We start from the raw sequence: 20,948 nt of genomic DNA, 5'->3' as shown, positions 1-20,948 counted from the left end.
GCCACAATCTTTAGATTGTCTAAATGCGAGGAGACTATCCGCAGAATGCCTTCTAAATAAAAGGTAAATTTTATGTGGCTGGCTGCCGCATAAGTACTCTTTTTCAGGAAAAATTAAGGCGTACGGAAGGAGGGAAAATCACATGTCAAAAGTAACAGCATTGGTGTGTATGCTTATGGTATCTCTATTCTTGTTCAGCATGCCGGCGTTTGCCGATCGTGCAAGTGACATGGTGGACCGCGGAGACCGGATCACTACGGACCGTGGAGCGGACTTGAACAACGGCAACCTCAACTATAATGATACTAATTATAACGACCGCGGCCCTGCGACACGGAACGTGTCCACCGCAAATAACAACGATGATGACACGAACTGGGAATGGCTCGGTCTTTTAGGGCTGGTTGGCCTTTTCGGCCTTAAGCGCCGGGACAGGGAAGAAGTCCGTTAAAATAAAATCCCTTGCAGCCGTTAAGTCTGCAGGGGATCTTTCTAGTTGCTTGTATAAACATGAATAGCATCTCGTAAAAATTCCGCAGTTCCTGGCTGGTTCTTGTCATAATGCTGTCTGAAACGTTCATCGTCTACATACATTTGTGCGAGTCCTCTATGGGCTTCTTTGCTGTAGCTGTCCCAATAAAAACAAAGCCATTTCTTGTGGAGTTCTGCTGCTTTTTGTGCGAGATCTCCAGCTGGATCACCTGTTTTGAAGGCCTCACCCAATGTTTCATAAAGTTCGTCAGCCAGGCGGGTAAGTTCCTCATGTTCGTGTGCGGTCATCCTTTTTAGTTTATCGTTGGAGCGGTTAACCGCATCCTGTCCATATTTTTCCCGGATTTCTTTTCCGTACAATTTTTCATTCTCCTCAATGAGCTTCTCTTTGAAGCCTTCAAATTTCTCCTGGTCGGTCATCGTTATTCCCCTTTCGTTTGCAGCAATGGACTTCTCCACATTTGCAATGAGAAGGTCAAGCTGCTCCTTTTTGTTCAGGAGGTTCTCATGATGATCTTTTAATGCCTTTGTACTGTCAAAGTCTGGATCGTTCATAATATCGCGAATCTTTTCCAAATGGAGTCCAAGTTCCCTGTAAAATAAGATTTGCTGGAGCCGGTTCACTTCTTGCTGGCCATAAATACGATATCCCGATGAATTGATCCTTGCCGGTTTAAGGAGCCCAATTTCATCATAATACCTGAGGGTCCGTGTACTGACACCTGCGAGCTGTCCCAGTTTTTGAACAGTATATTCCATGTCATCACCTCCTGACAGTTTAACCTTACACGTTGACGCTGCGTAAAGGTCAAACCCATTTTTATTTAAAATATTTAAAACCCGTTCTTTTCTGGAGCGGGCATCGGATATTACATGAGTTCACCGGTCATGATTGACATAAAATCATGATAGAAGACTTGATAATCAAAATTAAAGGCGATTCTGTGTTTGCTTTCCAAATTATTAAGAGTAGCATACGGCCGGATATCAGCAATGGTCTGTCCCTTGGTAACGGTGCCATTTGGGCTAACATGAACTGGAAGCGATTGGTACGAACACATCGAGGGTTTGATGGTTGCCATCAAAGTAAGAGCATCATGTACAGGACTTCCCTTTATCGCGGGATTTCGTTTTTTATAAAACTCATAATAAAAGTCGAGAAGAGGCTTAATGATCTTTGCCTTGCCCTTGGATTGAATATAATCCACCATTCGAGGGGTTACAATCGCGCGTTCCGTGACGTTCAACGGGATAATGGTCAGGTTTCTGGCGTAACGGAATACGATATTGGCCGCAATCGGATCACCATGAATATTCGCTTCCGATACAGCGGTAACATTGCCTGGTACCCAAAACGCGCCCCCCATAACATATACTTCTTTCACTTTTTTCATGAGATCATTGAACAAGATATACATACTCGCAAGAGAGGTAAGCCTGCCGGTGTTCACAATGACGAGTTCTCCTGCGTACTGGTTGATTAAATTTACAACTTCATAGAAATTTTCGGTAAACCCGCCTTCTGGCAAGTCCGGTGGCTTGATGTATCCTAGTCCGTACTGACCATGTATCTCTGGGTAGAATACGGGGTCTTCGCCCGTCATCGGTTTCTCAGCTCCGAGGACCACTTTTGTCTGATTGGCTATATTGAAAAGGTTAATTAAATACGAAATATTGCGCAAGCCCATCTGCCGCGGGACATTGCCATAATCCGCCACCACTCCGATCAGATCAACCTGTCTGCTCAAACATCCATAAATCAGAGCGATTGTATCATCGATCCCCACGTCAGCGAAAAGCAGTACCTTCTTGGCCATATTATCACCTGTTTAAAGAATTTATACAGCTTATGACCGTTCGATATGTAAAAGAATGGGAATTGGAAGAAGTGTGTCTTTTAGCCTGTATTAGGAGGACACCGAACGTTCTGTTCGTTTCGGTTCCTATTACAGCGACTGCAAGCGAACGAGAAAAAGCATCTGAAAAAGCGGTGCATATGTAGCACTCGGAGATTCCAGCACCGCAGGAGGTAACGCCATATGTTGAGATCGGTTAAAGCTACTCGATTTTCGTCAAGAACTTCACTTTTAAACAAAATACATTATCGTACATTGTATGTATGATTATATCTATTTTCTTACATAACGAGCCTATCCCTATAGTATTTTATATTTTCGCAGTAGTTTATAATAAATAAATACGACCAAATATCCAATGAAATAACTAATTGCCGTGAAACCGATATTCCAGCCGTTTCTATAGATAATTTCCCCTTCTTTTAAAGCCCAGAATTCAATCAATGAAGTGAAAATTGTAAACAGGATTAGCGAAAGAAATGTATTAAGTTTCGTGTAGTGAATCGAGCTTATGAACAAGCATCCCAAAATGGGAAACAACCCTATATTATATGGGACAGAAGCGAGCGATAAGTTTTTATATGAATGTTTCAATCTCCAGAAGTAATTAAAACCCCAATCATTAATTAAAAATGCAGTTGAAATGCCAATTGGAACAATCATTAGCATAAATTTAGGTTTCTTAAAACAAAGATAAGTACCCACCATCCAAGGAATGATAAGACCTACGATTACTTGATATATCATTTCTTACACTCCTTTATTTGAATGTTAACTATTATGTCCCTAATTTCTTGGTTGGTGTACCATCATTAAATAAATTTAATTCGACAATTAATCAAGATTTAGGATACTATTACAGGGTATTACATAATGAAGTTTATGGAGTGTTTAAACATGATAAAAGTTCAAGGAGAAAGAATCAAAGGGTTTTTATATGATTCTCTAGAAACTGCACAGAGTGACTTAGAGGTTAATGAAGTCATTGTCACGAATAATCCTGGCACGTTTGTCATTATTAATAGGATGGATTTAGATAAGGTAAAGACTATTGGATATGCAGAGGTATACTAAATCTAAATCTTGTATTCCTTTTTCCTATATAATGTATTTAAGGGAAATTACCGATTGATCCCAACGGGTGGAATAAAGGGTGAAAGAGCTCTGGATCACCTCCCTTTCTTTTTTTAAATCCTATTTTTAATGACTTATATACATGCTTTTGTAGGCTGTTGATTGGGCATTAAGCAGTAATCATTTCATGATGGATGAAATTAAAAACAATTACATCTTGCGTTTGGGCTTGTGCAAATACTTCCTTATAAGGCGAATTTAGAAAGGAGAGTGCACTGTTAATGCACCTGGGGGTTTTACAGTCGAGGTTTTATGTCCAGCTGACAATATTCCAAACTAGGTAAATATATAAATGGTACAGTACTTGAAATAGATGGAGGCATTTTATTTTAATTGAAGTAGGTATGTACTTTGACGTACAGATGACGAAAATCTTATGAGGACATCTTGTCAGCCGCCAAAATGATCACTCGGATGGAGAGTATCCCGAAAAACGGTGAGTAAATTTAAAAAAAGCACAGGCGCGGTCAGCCTGTGCTTTCCTATTTCTTTAAAAAAGAGAAGAAAGATTAAATTCTTTAAGGTATTGCTGCAACACCATGAGATCCTGTGCGCCATCCGCAATGGCAACATAGCCGTCGGGCCTGACGAGATACGCTGCATTTCGTTTCAGGTCTGCCTCATCCATTGATGCTTTCCACGGAAAGATGTGAAGGGGAAGGCCGGCGCTTTCACAAAATCTCTTATAATCCGGTTTTGCTTCTCCATACACGTGGACCTGCCAATCCAGTGACCGAAGAGCATCGAAATTGTTTCCCTGGATGGTCCGGCACCAGGGCAAACGGTCTCCACCATGTACTTTTCCAGCTTTGCCCTTGCTTAATGCGCTGTCTTGATATTCGATCCCGAGCTGGGAAACCATGCCGAAAAAGATTCTTCGCGTCATGCTGAAGCCAAACAGAAGGGGAGCGGCGTACGGAATCAGGACAGTACGGGCCAATCTATTGGGAAAGTTCTTGCCCACCATAACCTGAAATGCGCGGTCCGTAGTGGAAATCAGCGTGCGGGCAAATGCAATCCTTTCCGTTTCATACGTATCCAGAATAGAAGGATCCGCTTTCTCCTGAAGCACCGCTGCCAGTTTCCAGGCTAAATTAATAGCATCGGAAATTCCTGTATTCATACCTTGTCCGCCGGCGGGACTGTGAATGTGCCCGGCATCTCCGGCAATGAAGCAACGGCCTTTTCTGAAATGGTCACTGACCCGATGATGCACGCGGTACGTCGAAAACCAGTTCACACCGGTCACCTGGATCCCAATTTGTTTCTCGGCGACAGGCTGGACATCCTGAAATTGAAGGGATTCCCGGTCCTTCAATTCCGGGGGAACGATGCCGATCAGCCGCACCATCCCAGTTGTCCTTACCGGCATGAAGATGCACAGGCCATTGTTGCTTAAATGAACTTTTAACGCATGTTCTTGCGCTTTTACATCAGAGGATTCCACATCGGCCACGTAAAAAAGTTCTTCATAGGTTCCACCCGAGAAGCCGAGTCCGAGACCTTTTCGGACGATGCTGTGCGCCCCGTCGCATCCACAGAGATAAGCAAACTCCGCCTCTTCCTTCACTTCATTCTTGATTAAAACCGTCTTTACGCTTCCGCCTTCATCAGAAAATGAATACAGCTCGGTGTTCCATTCGATTGTGATTCCCATTTCGTCCAGCTTCTTCACAAGGTATCTTTCATGAACATCCTGTGCCAGACAAAGAGCGAACGGGTAGGGGCTGATGTCCTTTTTCAAATCACTGAATTTCAACTGAGCTTTTTCCTTTAATCCTTCATGAAGCTGCACCGAATCCAACGGAATTCCAAGGTCAACCACTTCATCTGTAATGCCAAGCTGCCGGTAGAACTCCAGAATACGGGAATGGACGACCAGGGCCCGGGAAGCTTCCCCGGGTCCGGAATGTTTTTCAACGATACGAAAAGGTATGCCAAAATGGGCGAGCTGCAGAGCAAGGACAAGGCCGGTTGGCCCTGCTCCGGCAATAAGTATTTTTGAATTCATGATATCGCCCTCCCTCAATTTCTTTGATTCCTCTCCCGCTTTTATGAAACGGAAACCTTCTCTTCGGCATCAGCCGGGATTTTTTGTTTTTCATTTTGAATCAGGGCTGACAGCAGCAAAAGTACAAGGCTTGTGATGCCGATCCCGCAAAGGACTTGCACGCTTTGATCCCAGCTCAGTCCGTTTCCAAAAAAGAAAAGGTGTCTTAGCCCGTCTGTCATATAACGCATCGGGAGCCATGGATAAATCCAGTTCTGATAAAACTCCGGCATGATTTCCGGTGCCATTGACAGCAAGGGAGCGCCAAAAAACAGAAGAAGCGCAAAGAGCGGAAATCCTTTCATTCCAATCCATGATACGACTGCGAGCATCATTAAAAGAAAGCTGAGATACGCCATCGATAAAAAGATCGCCGTGTCCATTTTGGAGGGGATATCAAGCTCCAGAATCCCATCGGCAAACCATGTAATTCCCCATCCGGACAATGCGGCCAAAAAGATGCCAACAAGGAACTGTTTCGTGATGAACTGAAACTTTTCCTTTCTACTGATGAAAACTGTTTTTTTCATCACCACAAACAATAAAACAGCCCCAACAAGGCTTCCCATCCAGAGTGGCTGAAAAAGGGAAACCGGAGAGTTTCCATTTGCACTGTGAGTACCGAATGCATTGACATTCATGGTTTCTTTTTTGATCGGTGTGGCGAGAACTGAAACAGTATCAATGGAAAGTGGATCTTTTTTCTGTTTCAAACCACTGATGATTTGTTCCCGCACCTTACCATTAATTTGATCGACCACTCCGTTCAGCAGTTGGCTTGCCATGGCTGAAGCAGAACTGTTCATGCCCTGATTCACCAGAATTTGCAGCTTGGGGGAAGAGGGAGAAGCAGTCTGCAGTGAAACAAGGTTTTTGCTGAAATCCTTCGGAAGAATGAGCGCACCGTAATACTCTCGCTCGTTCATCCCTTTCATGGCTTTACTTTTCTCGTTAAGCTTAACCCATTTAACAGGTTGCTGGCCTTCTTTTTGAGAGAACGCCTTTTTTGACATGGCAGTCACTTGATCACCCATATTGATGTTGGATTTGTCAGGGAGCACAGCGCCCTCATCTTCGTTCACCAATGCAATCGGTAGTTCACGGGGGACAGGGTGAATCGAAGGGAGACTGGCAAGGCTAAACAGCAAACCCACCGCAAGAGTTATTATTGGCGACCATAACAGCAGCTTGTTTTTTAAAATCATTTATTGGACACTCCTTTCATTATTGAACAGACTGTTGATTAGTTGATTTAGAGTTTATTATAATGACATTAGAAGGAATAACAATAATCAATATTTCTCAACCTGTTCCATACTCAACAGATAAAGCGAATGTGTTGAGTAATGTTAAAAAAAGGAGTTGAAGGGATGTCGTTGAACAACACCGACCGGCGGATCCGGCGAACCAAACAAATGATCAGGGATGCGTTAAACGAACTGATGGAGGATGTAGGGTTTGATGCCATCACCGTCAGAGATTTAACGGAAAAAGCGGATATCAACCGGGGAACCTTTTATTTGCACTATAAGGATAAATTCGATTTGCTCGAGCAATGTGAGAGAGAAGTGCTGGATGAGCTGGCACAAGTCCAGGGACATGTAGAGGGACTTCAGCTGGAGAATTTCTACGAGCATTTTAACAGAGGCGAGCCCTTGCCTTTCATTGTAAAATTATTTGAGTACTTGAAAGAAAATGGAGCATTTATGAGGGTGATTCTGGGACCAAAAGGAGATCCCTTGTTTCAAGTGAAGTTAAAGGAAATGCTGGCTGAACACCTGCTGAAGCACATGGTAAAGAAAGCGAGAATCGAAATGGCTGTTCCTTTTGACTATTTTAAAGCGTACGTCATTTCTGCTCACCTCGGCGTCATCCAGGAATGGCTGTTCAGCGGGATGAAGGAATCACCAAAAGAAATTGCCATGACCGCGTTTAAGCTGACCTTTCTGGGACCGAGACGGGCAGCCGGCCTGATATCCGATGAACCAAATGAAAAAAACTCGCCATAAAAGAACTGTCAGACACCAGAGCGTTCTTAGGGCGGGTTTTTTATTTTTTATGAATCATGGTTCCGCCAATGATAATGAGAAACAAACCGGCTAAAGCACTAAGCAAAGGGTACAGGAATGGAAAGAAAAGAGCAGGATAGAATTCAACAGCGTTACGTTTATAGCCAAGGGTTATGGGTGAAATACTGCCAGCATTAATGATATCCGTATGCTGAGAGAAGGAAGAGCAAGATTCCGAGTAAAAATGGCAAATTTGTTTTCATAAATAAGCCTCCCTCTTCAGAATAAACAAAAACCCAATAAAAGGAAATGAGAACCACAAAATAATCCGAAATTTTGCAAAAAAATACAGATGATGAGTGAATTCTTTTCATTTTTTAAATGGTACTCTTTTTGTAAGCGTATTCAACCCATCTTATAGGAGGGCAAAGAATGAAAAGACATTCGGCGATGTACAAAGTTCTTACCTGCCTCATGATTTTTGCATTGGCGTTCAGTGTGAGTTTTACCGGAAGCAAGAATAATGCAAACGCACAAGGAACGAAGCCTCTCTACAAAAATCCAGATTATCCAATCGGCATCCGGGTGACTGATCTATTAAACCGGATGACCCTTGATGAAAAAATCGGGCAAATGGTTCAGCCAGAGCGAACTTCTGTAACACAGGATGACATCCGTGATTATGGTATTGGCTCTGTCTTGAGTGGCGGTGGTTCTGTTCCACAGCAGAATACGCCACAAGGCTGGGCAGATATGGTCGATAACTTCCAAAAAGGCGCGATGACCTCCCGGCTCGGGATTCCGATCATTTACGGAGTAGATGCCGTCCACGGACATAACAACGTAAAAGATGCTGTGATCTTCCCACACAATATCGGTCTTGGAGCAGCGAACGATCCTGCGCTGATGAAGAAAATCGGAAGTGCGACAGCAGAAGAAGTGCGCGCAACAGGTATCAGCTACACGTTTGCACCATGTCTCTGTTCTCCGCAAAACATCCGCTGGGGAAGGACATATGAAGGATACAGTGAAGATCCCAAGCTTGTTGGAAAATTGGGAACTGCCATAGTGAAGGGACTGCAGGGTAATCAAAACAGCAAAGGATTCTTGAAAGGGGATAAGGTCGTTTCCTCGATTAAGCATTTTGTCGGTGACGGTTTGACTGAAAACGGACAGGATCAGGGGAATGTAACGGAGTATTCCGAAAAGGAACTTCAAAAGTACATCAAGCCTTACCAGAAAGCGATCAAGGCCGGGGCACGAACCGTGATGGTGACCTACAGCAGCATCAACGGCCTTAAAACCCATGGTGACCGCCACATGATTACGGACGTTTTGAAAAGAGATCTTGGATTTACAGGATTTGTGATCTCTGACTATAACGGTCCGCAGCAGGTTGTTCCTGGAGATTTCAGAGCATCCATGAAGCAAAGCATTAACGCAGGTATCGATATGTTCATGATCCCGAATGACTGGAAACAGTTCCTCACTGTTACAAAGGATCTGGTCCAAAAGAAAGAAATCTCCGTGAACCGTATCAATGATGCTGTAACCCGGATTTTGCGCGTGAAATTTGAAAACGGTCTGTTTGAAGAGCCGTATGCTGACCCCGATCTGGTGGCTAAAGGGGTCGGCACACAGGAGCACCGTGAAATCGCACGTGAAGCCGTACGAAAATCACAAGTGTTGCTCAAAAATAAAAATAAGTTCCTTCCGCTGAAAAAGAACGGACAACGCATTTTTGTTGCCGGAAAGAAATCGGATAGCATCGGCTACCAGGCTGGAGGATGGACCATCAGCTGGCAGGGCGGATCTCCGAACTGGGGAGGAGCACCGGAAGCTGATCTTACTAAAGGTACAACCATTTATGAAGGGATCAAAAACGCAGCCGGTAAAAACACCACAGTGGATTACAGTGCAGATGGAACCGGAGCAGCGGGCCACGATGTTGCCGTAGTGGTCATCGGTGAACCGCCATATGCAGAAATGTATGGAGACCGAACCGATCTTGGTCTTCTTCAGGAAGACATTGATTTATTAAACAAGGTAAAAGCTTCAGGTGTGCCAATGATTGTTCTTTTGCAATCCGGCCGCCCGATGATCGTTACCGATCAGGTAAAAGATTGGGATGCATTTATTGCTTCCTGGCTGCCAGGAACAGAAGGCGATGGAGTGGCAGATGTCCTCTTCGGCAACTACCAGTTCACAGGCAAGCTTTCTTACACCTGGCCGCGCAATATGGAGCAAATCAACACACATGACAAGAGCAACCCTCTCTATCCAATTGGATATGGATTGACAACTAAAGGAAGGAAATAACGAAAAAAGGGAAAGACAAGGATTTTTTTAATAAAAACAGGAATTTTCATTGCGAAAATTCCTGTTTTTATTTGAAGGGAATTGGGTGAAAGAGTCGAATTCTCCATCAGGAAAACGTAAAAAAAGAGGAGTGCATCCATGTTTATTAAGCAAGCATTAGACGAGTTTTTAGGGTTTGAATATACAAGGATGAATGAAACGCAAGTACAGCTGCGATTGCCGGTACAGGAGTTGTTTGTGAACTCGGCAAGTGTGATTCATGGGGGAGTAATCTCCTCATTAGCTGATGTTGCCATGTCCAATCTGATACCAGCGACAGGGAACGGGATTCAGCAGGCGTTAACTGTCGATTTAAATGTTTCTTTCTTAAAAGCGGCAACCGGGGAATACCTGATTGCTCATGCGAAAATAGAGAAACAGGGCCGAACGCTCATCCATACAGAATGCGAGATTTTCAACGATAAGGAGGAACTGGTAGCGAAATCCAGAGCGATTCTTTTCCGAAAGGTGTGAGCTTCCTTTTTAAAATCCAGCCGCTTCTCAGCTAAGCCTCAAATAATACAAAAGTACAGGAGGCTATGAAATGAACCACTATACCAAGCATTTGAACCCGTTTTGCTCCAACTCGTATAAAACACAGTTTTTTCAATGTTTTCAGAAAAAGGACCTTGTGCTCAAGAACGATTATGGTATAGTCAAACAAAAGCTTAACAGGCTTAACCAATAATGAAAGGATAAGTGATCATGGCCAAACAACAAATCGGAGTAATCGGATTAGCAGTCATGGGAAAGAACCTCGCACTTAATATTGAAAGCCGGGGCTATTCTGTCGCGGTGTTTAACCGTTCCTATGAAAAAACAGAAGACTTTTTAAAAAATGAGGCAGAAGGCAGAAACTTTTTTGGTGCGACTTCCATAGAGGAATTCGTAAATGCACTGGAAAAGCCACGTAAAATTTTGCTCATGGTCAAGGCAGGTGCGGCAACGGATGCGACGATTGATTCGTTAAAGCCTTACCTCGATAAGAATGATATTTTAATAGATGGAGGAAACACGTTCTTCAAGGATACGATTCGCCGTAATCATGAGCTCGAGGATTCAGGTATTCATTTTATCGGGACAGGCGTTTCCGGAGGAGAGGAAGGCGCACTGAAGGGACCTTCTATTATGCCTGGCGGTCAAAAAGAGGCGTACGAATTGGTTGAGCCGATTCTAAAAGCCATTTCTGCCAAAGTCAATGACGATCCTTGTTGTACATATATTGGACCGAATGGCGCGGGCCACTATGTAAAAATGGTTCACAACGGCATTGAGTACGGAGATATGCAATTAATCTCCGAAGCTTATTTTATTCTGAAAAATGTTCTGGGATTAAGCGCAGAAGAGCTTCATGAAGTGTTTGCGGAGTGGAACAAGGGAGAGCTCGACAGCTACCTTATTGAAATCACAGCTGACATCTTCACGAAGAAGGACGTGGAAACGGGCAAGCCTCTTTTGGATGTGATTCTTGATACAGCAGGCCAGAAGGGAACAGGAAAATGGACAAGCCAAAGTGCCCTCGATCTCGGGGTTCCGCTTCCGATCATTACCGAGTCTGTTTTTTCCCGCTTTATTTCCGCCATGAAGGAAGAGCGAGTGAAAGCAAGCAAAGTGCTGTCCGGACCAGAGCGCCAGGCTTTTGCAGGGAACAGGGAGGAGCTCATTGAAGCGGTCCGCAAAGCGTTGTACATGAGCAAAATTTGTTCGTATGCACAAGGATTCGCCCAAATGAGAGCAGCATCAGATGAATATGACTGGAACCTTCAATATGGAAATATCGCAATGATTTTCCGGGGTGGCTGCATTATCCGTGCCCAGTTCCTGCAAAAGATTAAAGAAGCGTACGACCGGGATGCAGGTCTTACCAATCTATTACTGGATTCTTATTTTAAAGATATTGTTGAAAACTATCAGGGCGCATTGCGCGAAGTGCTCAGTCTCGCCATTCAATCCGGTATTCCGGTACCTGCCTTCTCAAGTGCACTGGCGTATTATGACAGCTACCGCACAGAAACGCTGCCTGCCAATCTATTGCAGGCTCAGCGCGATTATTTTGGTGCCCACACGTATCAGCGGTTGGACAAGGAAGGAATCTTCCATACCGAATGGCTTCAAAAGTAATGAAATGAGGTAAGGGACTGGCTTTTGGTCAGTCTCTTTTTTCTTATCTTTCTTGTGGCCTATTGTTGATGAAAATGGAATATGCTATGGTAAACAGGGCTTATTAAAGGCGTTTAATAAGTTTTATCATAAACACTTATTAAAGACGTTAAAAAAGTAATAGAACAGGAAGGAGAAGCAATGGAATCCCTATTTACGACTCCGGAATCAAAGAAAAAAGCCATCCTGCTTGGGATTCGCAAGGCACTTCTGGACATGGGAAGCGCCACCAAAGCCGAACTCAGCGAGAAGCTGGGCATCAGCTTTCCAACCGCGAGCAAATTTCTTTCGCAAATGGTAAAGGACGGCGAAGTTTTAGCGATGGGGCTGGATCACTCCAGTGGCGGAAGAAGAGCGCACCGTTACCGGTATAATCCGGAGCACATGCTCGGTTTGGCCGTGTTTTTGGAGAAAACAGAAACGGTCTATACCATATTTAATTGCCTCGGTGAAGTGAAGGAGCAGGGAACTGTGTCCAGCGTACTCTCCGAATCAGCACTGGAATCATTTACTCATTTGTTGGATGGACTCCTTCAAAAGCATCCCAAAATCAGTGCGATGTCCATTGGCGTTCCCGGTGCGGTTAACCAGGGGCATGTCATTTATATACCGGGCTATCCACCGTTTCAAAATAAGGATATCAAAGGATATTATGAAGAACGTTTTTCCATACCGGTTGTGGTGGAAAATGACATGAACGCAGCGGTGCTCGGGTATTCCAACACGAAAAAAATGATAGATAATCCGTCACTTGTGTATCTGTGCTTCGGTCAAAATGGACCCGGTTCAGGGATCTTGATCAACGGTGATGTGGTGAGAGGCAGCACATTTTTTACAGGGGAGATTTCGTTTGTTCCGCAATATGATCATCAAAACTTTCTGCAGGCTCTCCAGAACCAGGAACAGAGAATTGACGCGATCAGCCGGCTGATTGCCTCATTTACAGCTATTCTTAATCCGCACAGAATTCTGTTCAGCCAGGAGGAAATGACATCATTCATGCTTCGTGACATCCAAGAAAGAAGCTCACGCTATATTCCGGGGGAGCACCTGCCAGAGCTGGTTGTTAGTGATTGGAAGCAGGATTATTTGAATGGACTACAAAGTCTTGGGCTTGAACTCATGATTTTTACTACTTCTATAGGAACCAACACTACATAAAAGGAGGCACCACATGGCAACATTTTTCCTGGTCATTATTTATTTGGCGTTTATCAGTTTAGGTCTTCCCGACTCCCTGTTGGGCGCTGCCTGGCCTGTTATGCAACGCGATTACGGCGTGTCCCTTGACACTGCCGGTTTGCTGTCCATGTCAATGGCAGGGGGTACAATCATTTCAAGCCTGGCGAGCGGAAAAGTTATTGGCCGTTTCGGAACAGGCAAGGTCACCTTTGTCAGTGTGCTCATGACCGCTGTCGCACTGCTCGGTTTTTATTTCTCGCCCTCGCTTGTTTGGTTATTCATCTTCGCGATTCCGCTCGGTTTAGGGGCAGGATCGGTGGATGCCGGACTGAACAACTATGTCGCAACTCACTACAAAGCACATCATATGAGCTGGCTTCATTGCTTTTGGGGTGTAGGGGCAACGATGGGTCCAATCATCATGTCGCAGTTTATCTCCACACAGAATTCATGGAGAAACGGTTATCTGACGATCTCTCTTATCCAGTTCGCGCTTGTTGTTGTTCTCTTTTTAACTCTTCCTTTATGGAAAAAAATCGGCGGGGCAGGGATGGTTGACGATACAAAGGAAGTACCAGCTACCACTCCACAAGAACCGGGTGAACAGCTGAAAAAGGCAAACCCGCTGCGCATCAAGGGTGTAAAGCTGGCGATGGTCTCCTTTTTGCTGTATTGCGGTGCAGAAGCTGCTGCAGGCCTTTGGGGAAGCAGCTTTCTTGTGGCGGTGAAGGATCTGCCTGCAGGTGTGGCCGCACAATGGGTTTCCCTCTATTATGGGGGGATTACAGCGGGACGGCTTATTACCGGTTTTATTACGTTTAAGATGAGCAACATTGCATTAATCCGTTCAGGTCTATTGGTCGCCATGTTCGGTGCCGTACTTGTCATATTGCCGCTGCCGTCCGTTTTTCTTCTGACTGGCTTTATTCTGATTGGCATGGGATTCGCCCCTGTTTTTCCATGCATGATCCATGAAACACCCGTCCGGTTCGGCAAGGAACATTCCCAGGCCATCATCGGCTATCAGATGGCATTGGCCTATACGGGAAGTACATTCATTCCTCCTTTACTCGGCTTGATGGCAGCCCACATCACCATTGGAATCTTTCCATATTTCATCGCCATACTGGTTGTCGCTCTGTTTGCCTGCTCAGAGAGATTGAATATTCTTGTGAAAAAAGGGATACTTTTTAAGGGAACAAAGAGAAACACGACGGCGATGTAGAACGTGCTGCTCGCATCAGACTGCAATTTTTACTATGATAAAGGAAGAACTCAAGAATCTCCCTCAGGAAAGGAGCCGAAGCCAAGTGAATATTAAGGTAAACCCATCCATCATCAAAGAGCGGTGCGGGGCGGTCTCCTTTAAAAAGGGAGACTCTTTTTATCGCAATGGAAAAGTAGAGATTACCCGTTTTGAACCAGATGTTTGCGAAGCGACGGTAAGAGGCACAGAAGACTTTCATGTGACGGTCGAACAGGAAGGTGAAGCAAGCTTTCGCACTACCTGTTCTTGCCCCAAGCTTGCTTCCTTTCAAAAAGAATGCCAGCACGTCGCTGCTGTTTTGCTGAGTGTAGCTGAACGTCAAAAGACGGGCGGCAATGAGAGGCTGACAGAAGATTTTCTGAACTTGTTTGAAAACAAGAGAAGAATCTCTAGCGGCCAACAGCTGTATTTTGAAAAAAGAAAAGTACTGAATGCGGTCTTTACCTGCAGACCGGTAAGAGTGGATCAAGATCAGCATTTGATGGAAGTTGAGGTTAAGGTGGGGCCCTACCCGGTAAAAAATATCCGTGAGGTACTCAAGGAATGGAAGAAAGGAGTTCCAAGCCCCATTTCTCTCTCGTTCACCTTTGATCCCCATCAGCATTGTTTTGAAAAAGAGACGAATGAAGTTATCGAGCAGCTGATCCATGTCATGCAGGATGAACGGGTGTACATGGAAAGCATGGGATCATCCAGAATGGCACTTCAACCGGACACACTCGTTATACCGCCGTCTTCCTGGGCGAACCTGCAGCCGCTGCTGGAAAAAGCGCCCTATGTGAAGCTGCAGCATGCCGTTACAACCTATGAAGGTATAAGGACCGTGAGCGAACCCCTCTCTTTATCGTTCGTTTTCTCCGAGGCAGAAGGCGGCCGGTATCAGCTGAAGATTCAGGGGTTAAAACAAATGGTGGTGCTGAGTGCCTACGGGCTCGTTTTGTCGCACGGTAATCTGTATTCGTTAAGCGAAGAGGACTGCCTGCGCCTGTCAGAACTTAAGCGCATGATGAAAGCTTCCGCGACAGAAATCATTCCCATTCCCAAACCACAGATGGCCATGTTTTTGGAAAAAGTAGTTCCGGGGCTGAAGAGGCTGGGGGAAGTGAAGCTGTCAGACGCTCTTGCCAAACAGTTCGCCAAAACTCCTTTGACGGCGAAGCTCTACTTGGACCGGGTAAAAAACCGTCTCCTGGCGGGAGTGGAATTTCACTATGACCATGTGATCATCAATCCGCTGGAAGAAAACAGTCAAAGAGAACATTCAACTATTATCCGCGATCTTGAAAAGGAAAATCGAATCCTTAAGATTATGGAAGAGAGCCAGTTTGCCAAAACTGACGGCGGCTATTATTTGCACAATGAAGAATTAGAGTATGAATTTCTCTATCGCGAGATGCCCCGGCTTCAAAAGTTTGTCCAAATCTATGCGACCACGTCGGTACGAAACCGAATCATTCGCAAAAGTCCGCCTCCCCAGATCCGGGTTAAGCATAAAAAGGAGCGGACCAACTGGCTGGAATTCAAGTTCGATATTGAGGGCATCCCGCAAAAAGAAATCAGTGATATTCTTTGGGCACTCGAAGAAAAACGAAAATATTACCGGCTGAAGAACGGGGCTCTTCTTTCATTAGAAACAAGGGAATATGAAGAAATCCAGCGGTTTTTGCATGCTGTTCCTGAACAGAAGAAAGACCTTGAAAAAGGGTTCGAAGTCCCGGTGATCAAGGGGCTGCAGCTGCTCGATGCCGCTGATGACTCGGCTTTTGCACTTGAAAAGTCGTTTACCTATTTTCTTCATCATCTGAAAAATCCGGACCGGGATCTATTCGATCTGCCAGAAGGGTGGGAAAGCGTTCTGAGGGATTACCAAAAACAGGGCTACCAATGGATGAAAACGCTGGCCAGCTTTGGATTTGGCGGTATCCTTGCCGATGATATGGGGCTGGGGAAGACGATTCAAAGCCTGGCGTTCATCGTTTCAGAATTGCCAACGATCCGGAAAACGAAGAAACCAGCACTCATCGTCTGCCCGTCCTCTGTAACCTACAACTGGCTCAATGAATGCCGAACGTTTGCACCAGAGTTTCAAGCGGTTGTCGTGGACGGCAGTCAACAGGAGAGAAGCCGGATCCAAAAAAACACCGAAGGCAAGGACGTAATCATTACTTCGTATCCACTGCTGCGCAAAGATATCGGATGGTATGAAAAGCAGAGCTTTCATATCGCGTTTTTTGATGAGGCACAGTACTTTAAGAATCCGATCACCCAAACGGCACGGGCAGTTCGGAAGATTAATGCGAACCACCGGTTTGCCTTGACCGGTACGCCCGTAGAAAATTCAATCGAGGATGTATGGTCGATCTTCCATATCATTTTTCCGGAGCTTCTGGGCGGATTGAAGGATTTCAGCCACCTTACGCGAAAGAAAATGTCCCGGCGGATTTCACCGTTTCTGCTCAGGCGGATCAAAGAGGATGTTCTTGCCGAACTGCCTGGAAAAGTGGAATCAAGTGCGGCATCTGAATTGCTGCCGGAACAAAAGAAGCTCTATGCCGCATACCTGGCCAAGCTTCGCCATGAAACACTGAAGCATCTGGATAAAGATACCTTCCGGAAGAACAAGATCAAGATTCTTGCGGGACTTACGCGGCTTCGCCAAATATGCTGCCATCCGGCCCTGTTTGTGGACGGATATAAAGAGTCGTCCGCAAAATTCAATCAGCTTCTTCAGATCGTGGAAGAAGCGAGGGTTTCAGGGAGACGGGTGCTGATCTTCTCCCAATTTACAAAAATGCTCGATTTGATCGGCAGGGAGCTGGATACCAGAGGGCTTTCCTTTTTCTATCTGGACGGACAGACTCCGTCCATGACCCGGGTGGAATTGTGCAATCGGTTCAACGGGGGAGAGAGGGGCATGTTTCTCATTTCTCTAAAAGCCGGAGGAACCGGTCTTAACCTGACAGGTGCGGATACGGTCATCCTTTACGATCTTTGGTGGAATCCGGCGGTGGAAGAACAAGCGGCAGATCGTGCCCACCGGATGGGTCAGACTCAAGCCGTGCAGGTCATCAAGCTTGTTGCCAAAGGCACAATCGAAGAGAAAATAAATGAATTGCAGGATAAAAAGAAGAACCTCATCGAGGAGCTGATTGGTGAGAAACCGTCAGCCTCCCTTACCGAAGAGGATATACGGGACATACTGATGATCTGAGCAAAAAGCCTGGAAAGTGATTGTTCATCCACTTTCCAGGCTTTTTTTAGGCATAAAAAAAGCACCCTCCAATGAGCGCTGGTTTTGTATTAAAAGAACACATGTTCGTTTTATGCCACATTTAAACGACAAGGTCGTATCCTTGACTTTCATATTAATATTATAAATCATCTGAAATTATAAGTCTATTTCTTTTTGAAAAATTGTTCTATAGTATCTATACCTGGCCGGGAAACGTATGAATGACACTGCATCAGAAAAGAGGGGTTTTTGTGGGGAAGTTTATTTGGGATACTAACCTGAAAGTCAGGTTAATCGGTGAAGGGCTGTTCAACCTGTTGTTTTGGATGTACTTTCCCTTCATCACCATGTATTTTGGGGAAGCGTTGGGATATCAAACAGCAGGTTTGTTAATGGCCGTTCCTCCTGTGTTCACTATGCTCGGAAGTCTGCTCGGTGGAGCGTTGGCGGACCGGCTGGGACGGCGTCCGGTCATGCTGATCGGAACTGTGCTTCAAACGTTGATGTTCGCCTGCTTTGCGCTGTCACCGTCATATTGGATCGACTATATCTCATTCATCGGTATCGGAATTGGAGGCGCGATCTACCGTCCAGCCAGTTCTGCCATGGTCGCTGACCTTGTGCCGGCCCAACACTTGCGCCGGGCCTTTGCCACGTTTTCAACTTCAAATAATGTGGGAGCTGTCCTTGGGCCTGTGCTTGGAGCCATCTTCTTCTTTCATTACCGCCAGGAACTTTTGTGGACTTGTACCGTCATATTATTTTTATATTTTATTGCGATCAACCATCTGGTTCATGAAACATGTCCTTCCTCTTTAAACAAAGAGCGTGAACCAAGTTCTGTTTTACACGTTTTTAAGAAACAATGGCATGGATATGGCATCATTTTCCGGGATAAAGTGTTTTTGGTTTATATTGTTGCCGGTATTTTTGCCCTCATTCCGATTATGCAGCTGGATATGTATCTGCCCGTGTACGTCCTGGAGCACGTGCCCCCACAAGCAATGTTCTTTTGGAAAGGAGATTCCTTTATGCTGAGCAGCAAGGAGATCTTCGGATGGCTGGTAGGGTTTAATGGTCTGCTTTTTGTACTTTTCATCCTGCCTGTCACGAAATGGTTCCAGCATTGGAAAGAGCGGAATGTATTTATCCTGTCCTCTTTGCTGGCAGGTGCAGGAACATTCCTCGTTGGGGTGAACAGCAACATATGGTATCTGTTTTTTATCACCATCATTTTTACCTTCGGGGAATTGGTCCGTTCACCCGTGACACAAAGCTTCATCAGCCGCTATGCCCCGGGACACGCAAGGGGACAATACATGGCAGCTGACAGCCTGCAGAACACCATCGGTAAGTTCTTGGCACCCATTACCGTTTTTCTCTCCAGCTGGGTTCCGCCTATGGGAATATTCAGCTTTATCCTTGGCTTTTCATTGATTAGTATCATGTTATATATTCAGCTGTTTCAAATGGATGTGGAGCGAGGAATCAGTGCATAAAATGAATGGTTTTTCTGTGGACCGCATGATCTTTGGGATTATAATGGAAATGAATTGAAAACCAGAGGAGGAGATGAAATGCCGGAAATAAACGTAAACGGAGTACAGCTGTATTACGAAGAGTACGGCAGCGGGGAACCGTTTATCCTGCTGCATGGGCTTGGTGGCGATCATCATATGTTCGAGGGCGAAATCAATGAGTTAAAGAAATCGTATCGGGTCATCGCTCTGGATTCCAGGGGGCATGGCAAGTCGGAGAAAGTTCCTCATTATACGCTGGATGATCATGTCCAGGACGTCATTGCGTTTATGGATGAACTGAACATCGAGAAAACCAATCTGTTAGGTGCTTCCATGGGAAGTTATGTGGCGCAGGGAGTGGCAGTTTCCATTCCGAATCGGATAAAGAAAATGATTCTGGTTGTTGCAAAAGCTTATGGAAAAACATCATCCACCGCAAGGCTTCAGGCTGAACATGCGGATGAACTAAAAGGCCTCACGGAGGAAGAACAGATGTATGCCCTCTCCAAGTATATTTTTCATAAACTGGAGGCGGTCGGGGAATGGTCACAGCGGGTGGCCGTTGATGTGCCTGTCCTTACACCGGAACAGCAGGAAGCGGCCAGAAAAGCACTGGTGAACTTCGATTTTCGCCCCCAATTACATAAGGTTACAGCAGAAACGCTAGTCATTAATGGGAGATATGATGGACTTAATCCGCCAAAAGAGGGCAGGGAAGTTGTCAAATTCATACCACACGCTACGTTTGTTGAATTTGAACATTCAGGACATGCGCCGAGTGTGGAGGAACCGGAAAGATTCAAGCAAGTGGTTACGGCATTTTTGGCTGGGTAGTAAGAAAAGGCGGCATTAGTGCGGCCTTTTTTGTTGGATATGTATTCAATTACTTATCGGCTTTACAGTCATCAGTACCATAAAAAAAACAGCCGCAAAGAGTGCCCCTTGGATAATGTAATGATTTTTCGGCTTAATGCCTTTCTTCCTGTCCCCAAGATAGGAAATGAACGGAAAAAGAATACCTCCAACGATCGCTGTAAAAAGCGTTAGCAATATGACCATGGACTCTCCTCCTTTCAAGAAGAACGCTTTAGCATTGTATCACAGATTGAATATGAAGAATGTCGGTTCGATAAAAAAAATAAAAACAAGACCTGATGGCCTCGTTTTTTTTAATGGGTGGGGCATTGAATGAAGGAGCGGACCTCATCAAGGCTGAGTCCCATCTGTTTTGCTTCATGAATGAGTTTTACCCACTCCCGATCTAAAAACAACTCAGGTTTTTTTCTTATTTTATAGGCTAACAATCTGGAATGCTGTGCAGTAGTTTTGTTGATTGACAAAAGGCGATGTGATGGTTGGGTGGCCACTATTAACTTCTTATGTAGAGCTTTTGTTTTTGCAACCATATACTGTTGTTTCATCACTGGTTTTACTTCCTTTCGTTTTAAAGGGTTAGATGGTTTTATAAGGTATTGCTTATGATATGTGACTCCCGAAATCTCTCTTTAAAACTGGTTTCTCTGGCACTTTCGTCAACCTTCGTAAATTCTTAATAGGACTTTCTGCCTTTTCTAATAATAGATTAGCATATATGGAATGTTTTTGAAACTATTAACTTTTTATGTAAAAAATGAAATTGATAATTTATACCTATAAAAGTCAGATTTGTTAGGTATATAGCGTTATTT

General features: G+C 44.7%; 18 protein-coding genes. 11 read left to right on the top strand and 7 right to left on the bottom strand.

Annotated features, from left to right (window positions below; genetic code table 11):
• Positions 1–142 precede the first annotated feature (142 nt).
• Entirely contained in the window at positions 143–451 is a 309-nt protein-coding gene (locus tag DMO16_RS09580) for a WGxxGxxG family protein (protein ID WP_129477075.1), read from the top strand.
• Between the two features lie 41 nt (positions 452–492).
• Here DMO16_RS09580 and DMO16_RS09575 read toward each other — a convergent pair whose 3' ends face one another.
• The 3 genes from DMO16_RS09575 to DMO16_RS09565 all read right to left on the bottom strand — a co-directional run bounded on the left by DMO16_RS09575 (position 493) and on the right by DMO16_RS09565 (position 3,095).
• Positions 493–1,251 (bottom strand): MerR family transcriptional regulator, encoded by a 759-nt coding sequence (locus DMO16_RS09575; RefSeq protein ID WP_129477073.1) that lies wholly within the window; start codon positions 1,249–1,251, stop codon positions 493–495.
• A 110-nt stretch (positions 1,252–1,361) separates the two neighbouring features.
• Entirely contained in the window at positions 1,362–2,309 is a 948-nt protein-coding gene (locus DMO16_RS09570) for a nucleoside hydrolase (RefSeq protein ID WP_061968001.1), read from the bottom strand.
• 339 nt (positions 2,310–2,648) lie between these two features.
• Entirely contained in the window at positions 2,649–3,095 is a 447-nt protein-coding gene (locus DMO16_RS09565) for a hypothetical protein (RefSeq protein ID WP_129477071.1), read from the bottom strand.
• A 150-nt stretch (positions 3,096–3,245) separates the two neighbouring features.
• Between DMO16_RS09565 and DMO16_RS24220 the strand changes: the two genes are divergently transcribed.
• A complete protein-coding gene (locus DMO16_RS24220; protein WP_156412549.1) occupies positions 3,246–3,422 on the top strand; it encodes a hypothetical protein in 177 nt (58 codons plus the stop codon).
• A gap of 550 nt (positions 3,423–3,972) precedes the next feature.
• Here the strand turns inward: DMO16_RS24220 and DMO16_RS09560 are convergent.
• On the bottom strand, positions 3,973–5,493 hold the full coding sequence (locus tag DMO16_RS09560; RefSeq protein WP_129477069.1) for an FAD-dependent monooxygenase: 1,521 nt from the start codon (positions 5,491–5,493) through the stop codon (positions 3,973–3,975).
• A gap of 41 nt (positions 5,494–5,534) precedes the next feature.
• The gene (locus DMO16_RS09555; protein WP_129480357.1) at positions 5,535–6,734 is read right to left on the bottom strand and encodes a YhgE/Pip domain-containing protein; all 1,200 of its coding nucleotides are present in this window, start codon (positions 6,732–6,734) and stop codon (positions 5,535–5,537) included.
• A 168-nt stretch (positions 6,735–6,902) separates the two neighbouring features.
• On the opposite strand from DMO16_RS09555, the gene DMO16_RS09550 reads away from it, so the two are divergent.
• The 9 genes from DMO16_RS09550 (at position 6,903) to DMO16_RS09510 (ending at position 20,094) form a co-directional block, all read left to right on the top strand.
• A complete protein-coding gene (locus DMO16_RS09550; protein WP_129477067.1) occupies positions 6,903–7,541 on the top strand; it encodes a TetR/AcrR family transcriptional regulator in 639 nt (212 codons plus the stop codon).
• Positions 7,542–7,973: 432 nt separating this feature from the next.
• Positions 7,974–9,860 carry a glycoside hydrolase family 3 protein gene (locus DMO16_RS09545; protein WP_206738084.1) on the top strand — a complete coding sequence of 629 codons (1,887 nt, stop codon included), beginning with the start codon at positions 7,974–7,976 and terminating at the stop codon, positions 9,858–9,860.
• A gap of 138 nt (positions 9,861–9,998) precedes the next feature.
• Positions 9,999–10,373 (top strand): PaaI family thioesterase, encoded by a 375-nt coding sequence (locus tag DMO16_RS09540; RefSeq protein WP_129477065.1) that lies wholly within the window; start codon positions 9,999–10,001, stop codon positions 10,371–10,373.
• Positions 10,374–10,604: 231 nt separating this feature from the next.
• Positions 10,605–12,020 carry an NADP-dependent phosphogluconate dehydrogenase gene (gene gndA / locus DMO16_RS09535; protein ID WP_129477063.1) on the top strand — a complete coding sequence of 472 codons (1,416 nt, stop codon included), beginning with the start codon at positions 10,605–10,607 and terminating at the stop codon, positions 12,018–12,020.
• A gap of 180 nt (positions 12,021–12,200) precedes the next feature.
• Positions 12,201–13,220: an ROK family transcriptional regulator gene (locus tag DMO16_RS09530; RefSeq protein ID WP_129477061.1), complete on the top strand. Its 1,020-nt coding sequence runs from the start codon at positions 12,201–12,203 to the stop codon at positions 13,218–13,220.
• Positions 13,221–13,233: 13 nt separating this feature from the next.
• Entirely contained in the window at positions 13,234–14,466 is a 1,233-nt protein-coding gene (locus tag DMO16_RS09525) for an MFS transporter (RefSeq protein WP_129477059.1), read from the top strand.
• 85 nt (positions 14,467–14,551) lie between these two features.
• On the top strand, positions 14,552–17,719 hold the full coding sequence (locus DMO16_RS09520) for a DEAD/DEAH box helicase (RefSeq protein WP_129477057.1): 3,168 nt from the start codon (positions 14,552–14,554) through the stop codon (positions 17,717–17,719).
• 272 nt (positions 17,720–17,991) lie between these two features.
• Positions 17,992–19,239, top strand: coding sequence for an MDR family MFS transporter (locus DMO16_RS09515; RefSeq protein ID WP_206738083.1), 1,248 nt, complete (start codon positions 17,992–17,994; stop codon positions 19,237–19,239).
• Positions 19,240–19,317: 78 nt separating this feature from the next.
• Positions 19,318–20,094, top strand: coding sequence for an alpha/beta fold hydrolase (locus DMO16_RS09510; RefSeq protein WP_129477053.1), 777 nt, complete (start codon positions 19,318–19,320; stop codon positions 20,092–20,094).
• 45 nt (positions 20,095–20,139) lie between these two features.
• On the opposite strand, the gene DMO16_RS09505 is transcribed toward DMO16_RS09510, so the two are convergent.
• Positions 20,140–20,319 (bottom strand): hypothetical protein, encoded by a 180-nt coding sequence (locus DMO16_RS09505; RefSeq protein ID WP_061968028.1) that lies wholly within the window; start codon positions 20,317–20,319, stop codon positions 20,140–20,142.
• A 110-nt stretch (positions 20,320–20,429) separates the two neighbouring features.
• On the bottom strand, positions 20,430–20,681 hold the full coding sequence (locus tag DMO16_RS09500) for an anti-repressor SinI family protein (protein WP_241840666.1): 252 nt from the start codon (positions 20,679–20,681) through the stop codon (positions 20,430–20,432).
• Between the last annotated feature and the right edge of the window lie 267 nt (positions 20,682–20,948).

Origin of the sequence: Fictibacillus sp. S7 (assembly GCF_004127935.1) — a bacterium.
GTDB classification, from domain to species: domain Bacteria; phylum Bacillota; class Bacilli; order Bacillales; family Fictibacillaceae; genus Fictibacillus_C; species Fictibacillus_C enclensis.
This window is presented reverse-complemented; position numbering and strand designations above follow the sequence as displayed.

Bases quoted from the DNA above. Each gene is read 5' to 3' on its own strand.
- DMO16_RS09540 (WP_129477065.1), top strand. From the start codon at position 9,999: ATGTTTATTAAGCAAGCATTAGACGAGTTTTTAGGGTTTGAATATACA.
- gndA (WP_129477063.1), top strand. From the start codon at position 10,605: ATGGCCAAACAACAAATCGGAGTAATCGGATTAGCAGTCATGGGAAAG.
- DMO16_RS09500 (WP_241840666.1), bottom strand. From the start codon at position 20,681: ATGAAACAACAGTATATGGTTGCAAAAACAAAAGCTCTACATAAGAAG.
- DMO16_RS09580 (WP_129477075.1), top strand. From the start codon at position 143: ATGTCAAAAGTAACAGCATTGGTGTGTATGCTTATGGTATCTCTATTC.
- DMO16_RS09530 (WP_129477061.1), top strand. From the start codon at position 12,201: ATGGAATCCCTATTTACGACTCCGGAATCAAAGAAAAAAGCCATCCTG.
- DMO16_RS09545 (WP_206738084.1), top strand. From the start codon at position 7,974: ATGAAAAGACATTCGGCGATGTACAAAGTTCTTACCTGCCTCATGATT.
- DMO16_RS09525 (WP_129477059.1), top strand. From the start codon at position 13,234: ATGGCAACATTTTTCCTGGTCATTATTTATTTGGCGTTTATCAGTTTA.
- DMO16_RS09575 (WP_129477073.1), bottom strand. From the start codon at position 1,251: ATGGAATATACTGTTCAAAAACTGGGACAGCTCGCAGGTGTCAGTACA.
- DMO16_RS09550 (WP_129477067.1), top strand. From the start codon at position 6,903: ATGTCGTTGAACAACACCGACCGGCGGATCCGGCGAACCAAACAAATG.
- DMO16_RS09570 (WP_061968001.1), bottom strand. From the start codon at position 2,309: ATGGCCAAGAAGGTACTGCTTTTCGCTGACGTGGGGATCGATGATACA.
- DMO16_RS09505 (WP_061968028.1), bottom strand. From the start codon at position 20,319: ATGGTCATATTGCTAACGCTTTTTACAGCGATCGTTGGAGGTATTCTT.
- DMO16_RS09510 (WP_129477053.1), top strand. From the start codon at position 19,318: ATGCCGGAAATAAACGTAAACGGAGTACAGCTGTATTACGAAGAGTAC.
- DMO16_RS09560 (WP_129477069.1), bottom strand. From the start codon at position 5,493: ATGAATTCAAAAATACTTATTGCCGGAGCAGGGCCAACCGGCCTTGTC.
- DMO16_RS24220 (WP_156412549.1), top strand. From the start codon at position 3,246: ATGATAAAAGTTCAAGGAGAAAGAATCAAAGGGTTTTTATATGATTCT.
- DMO16_RS09565 (WP_129477071.1), bottom strand. From the start codon at position 3,095: ATGATATATCAAGTAATCGTAGGTCTTATCATTCCTTGGATGGTGGGT.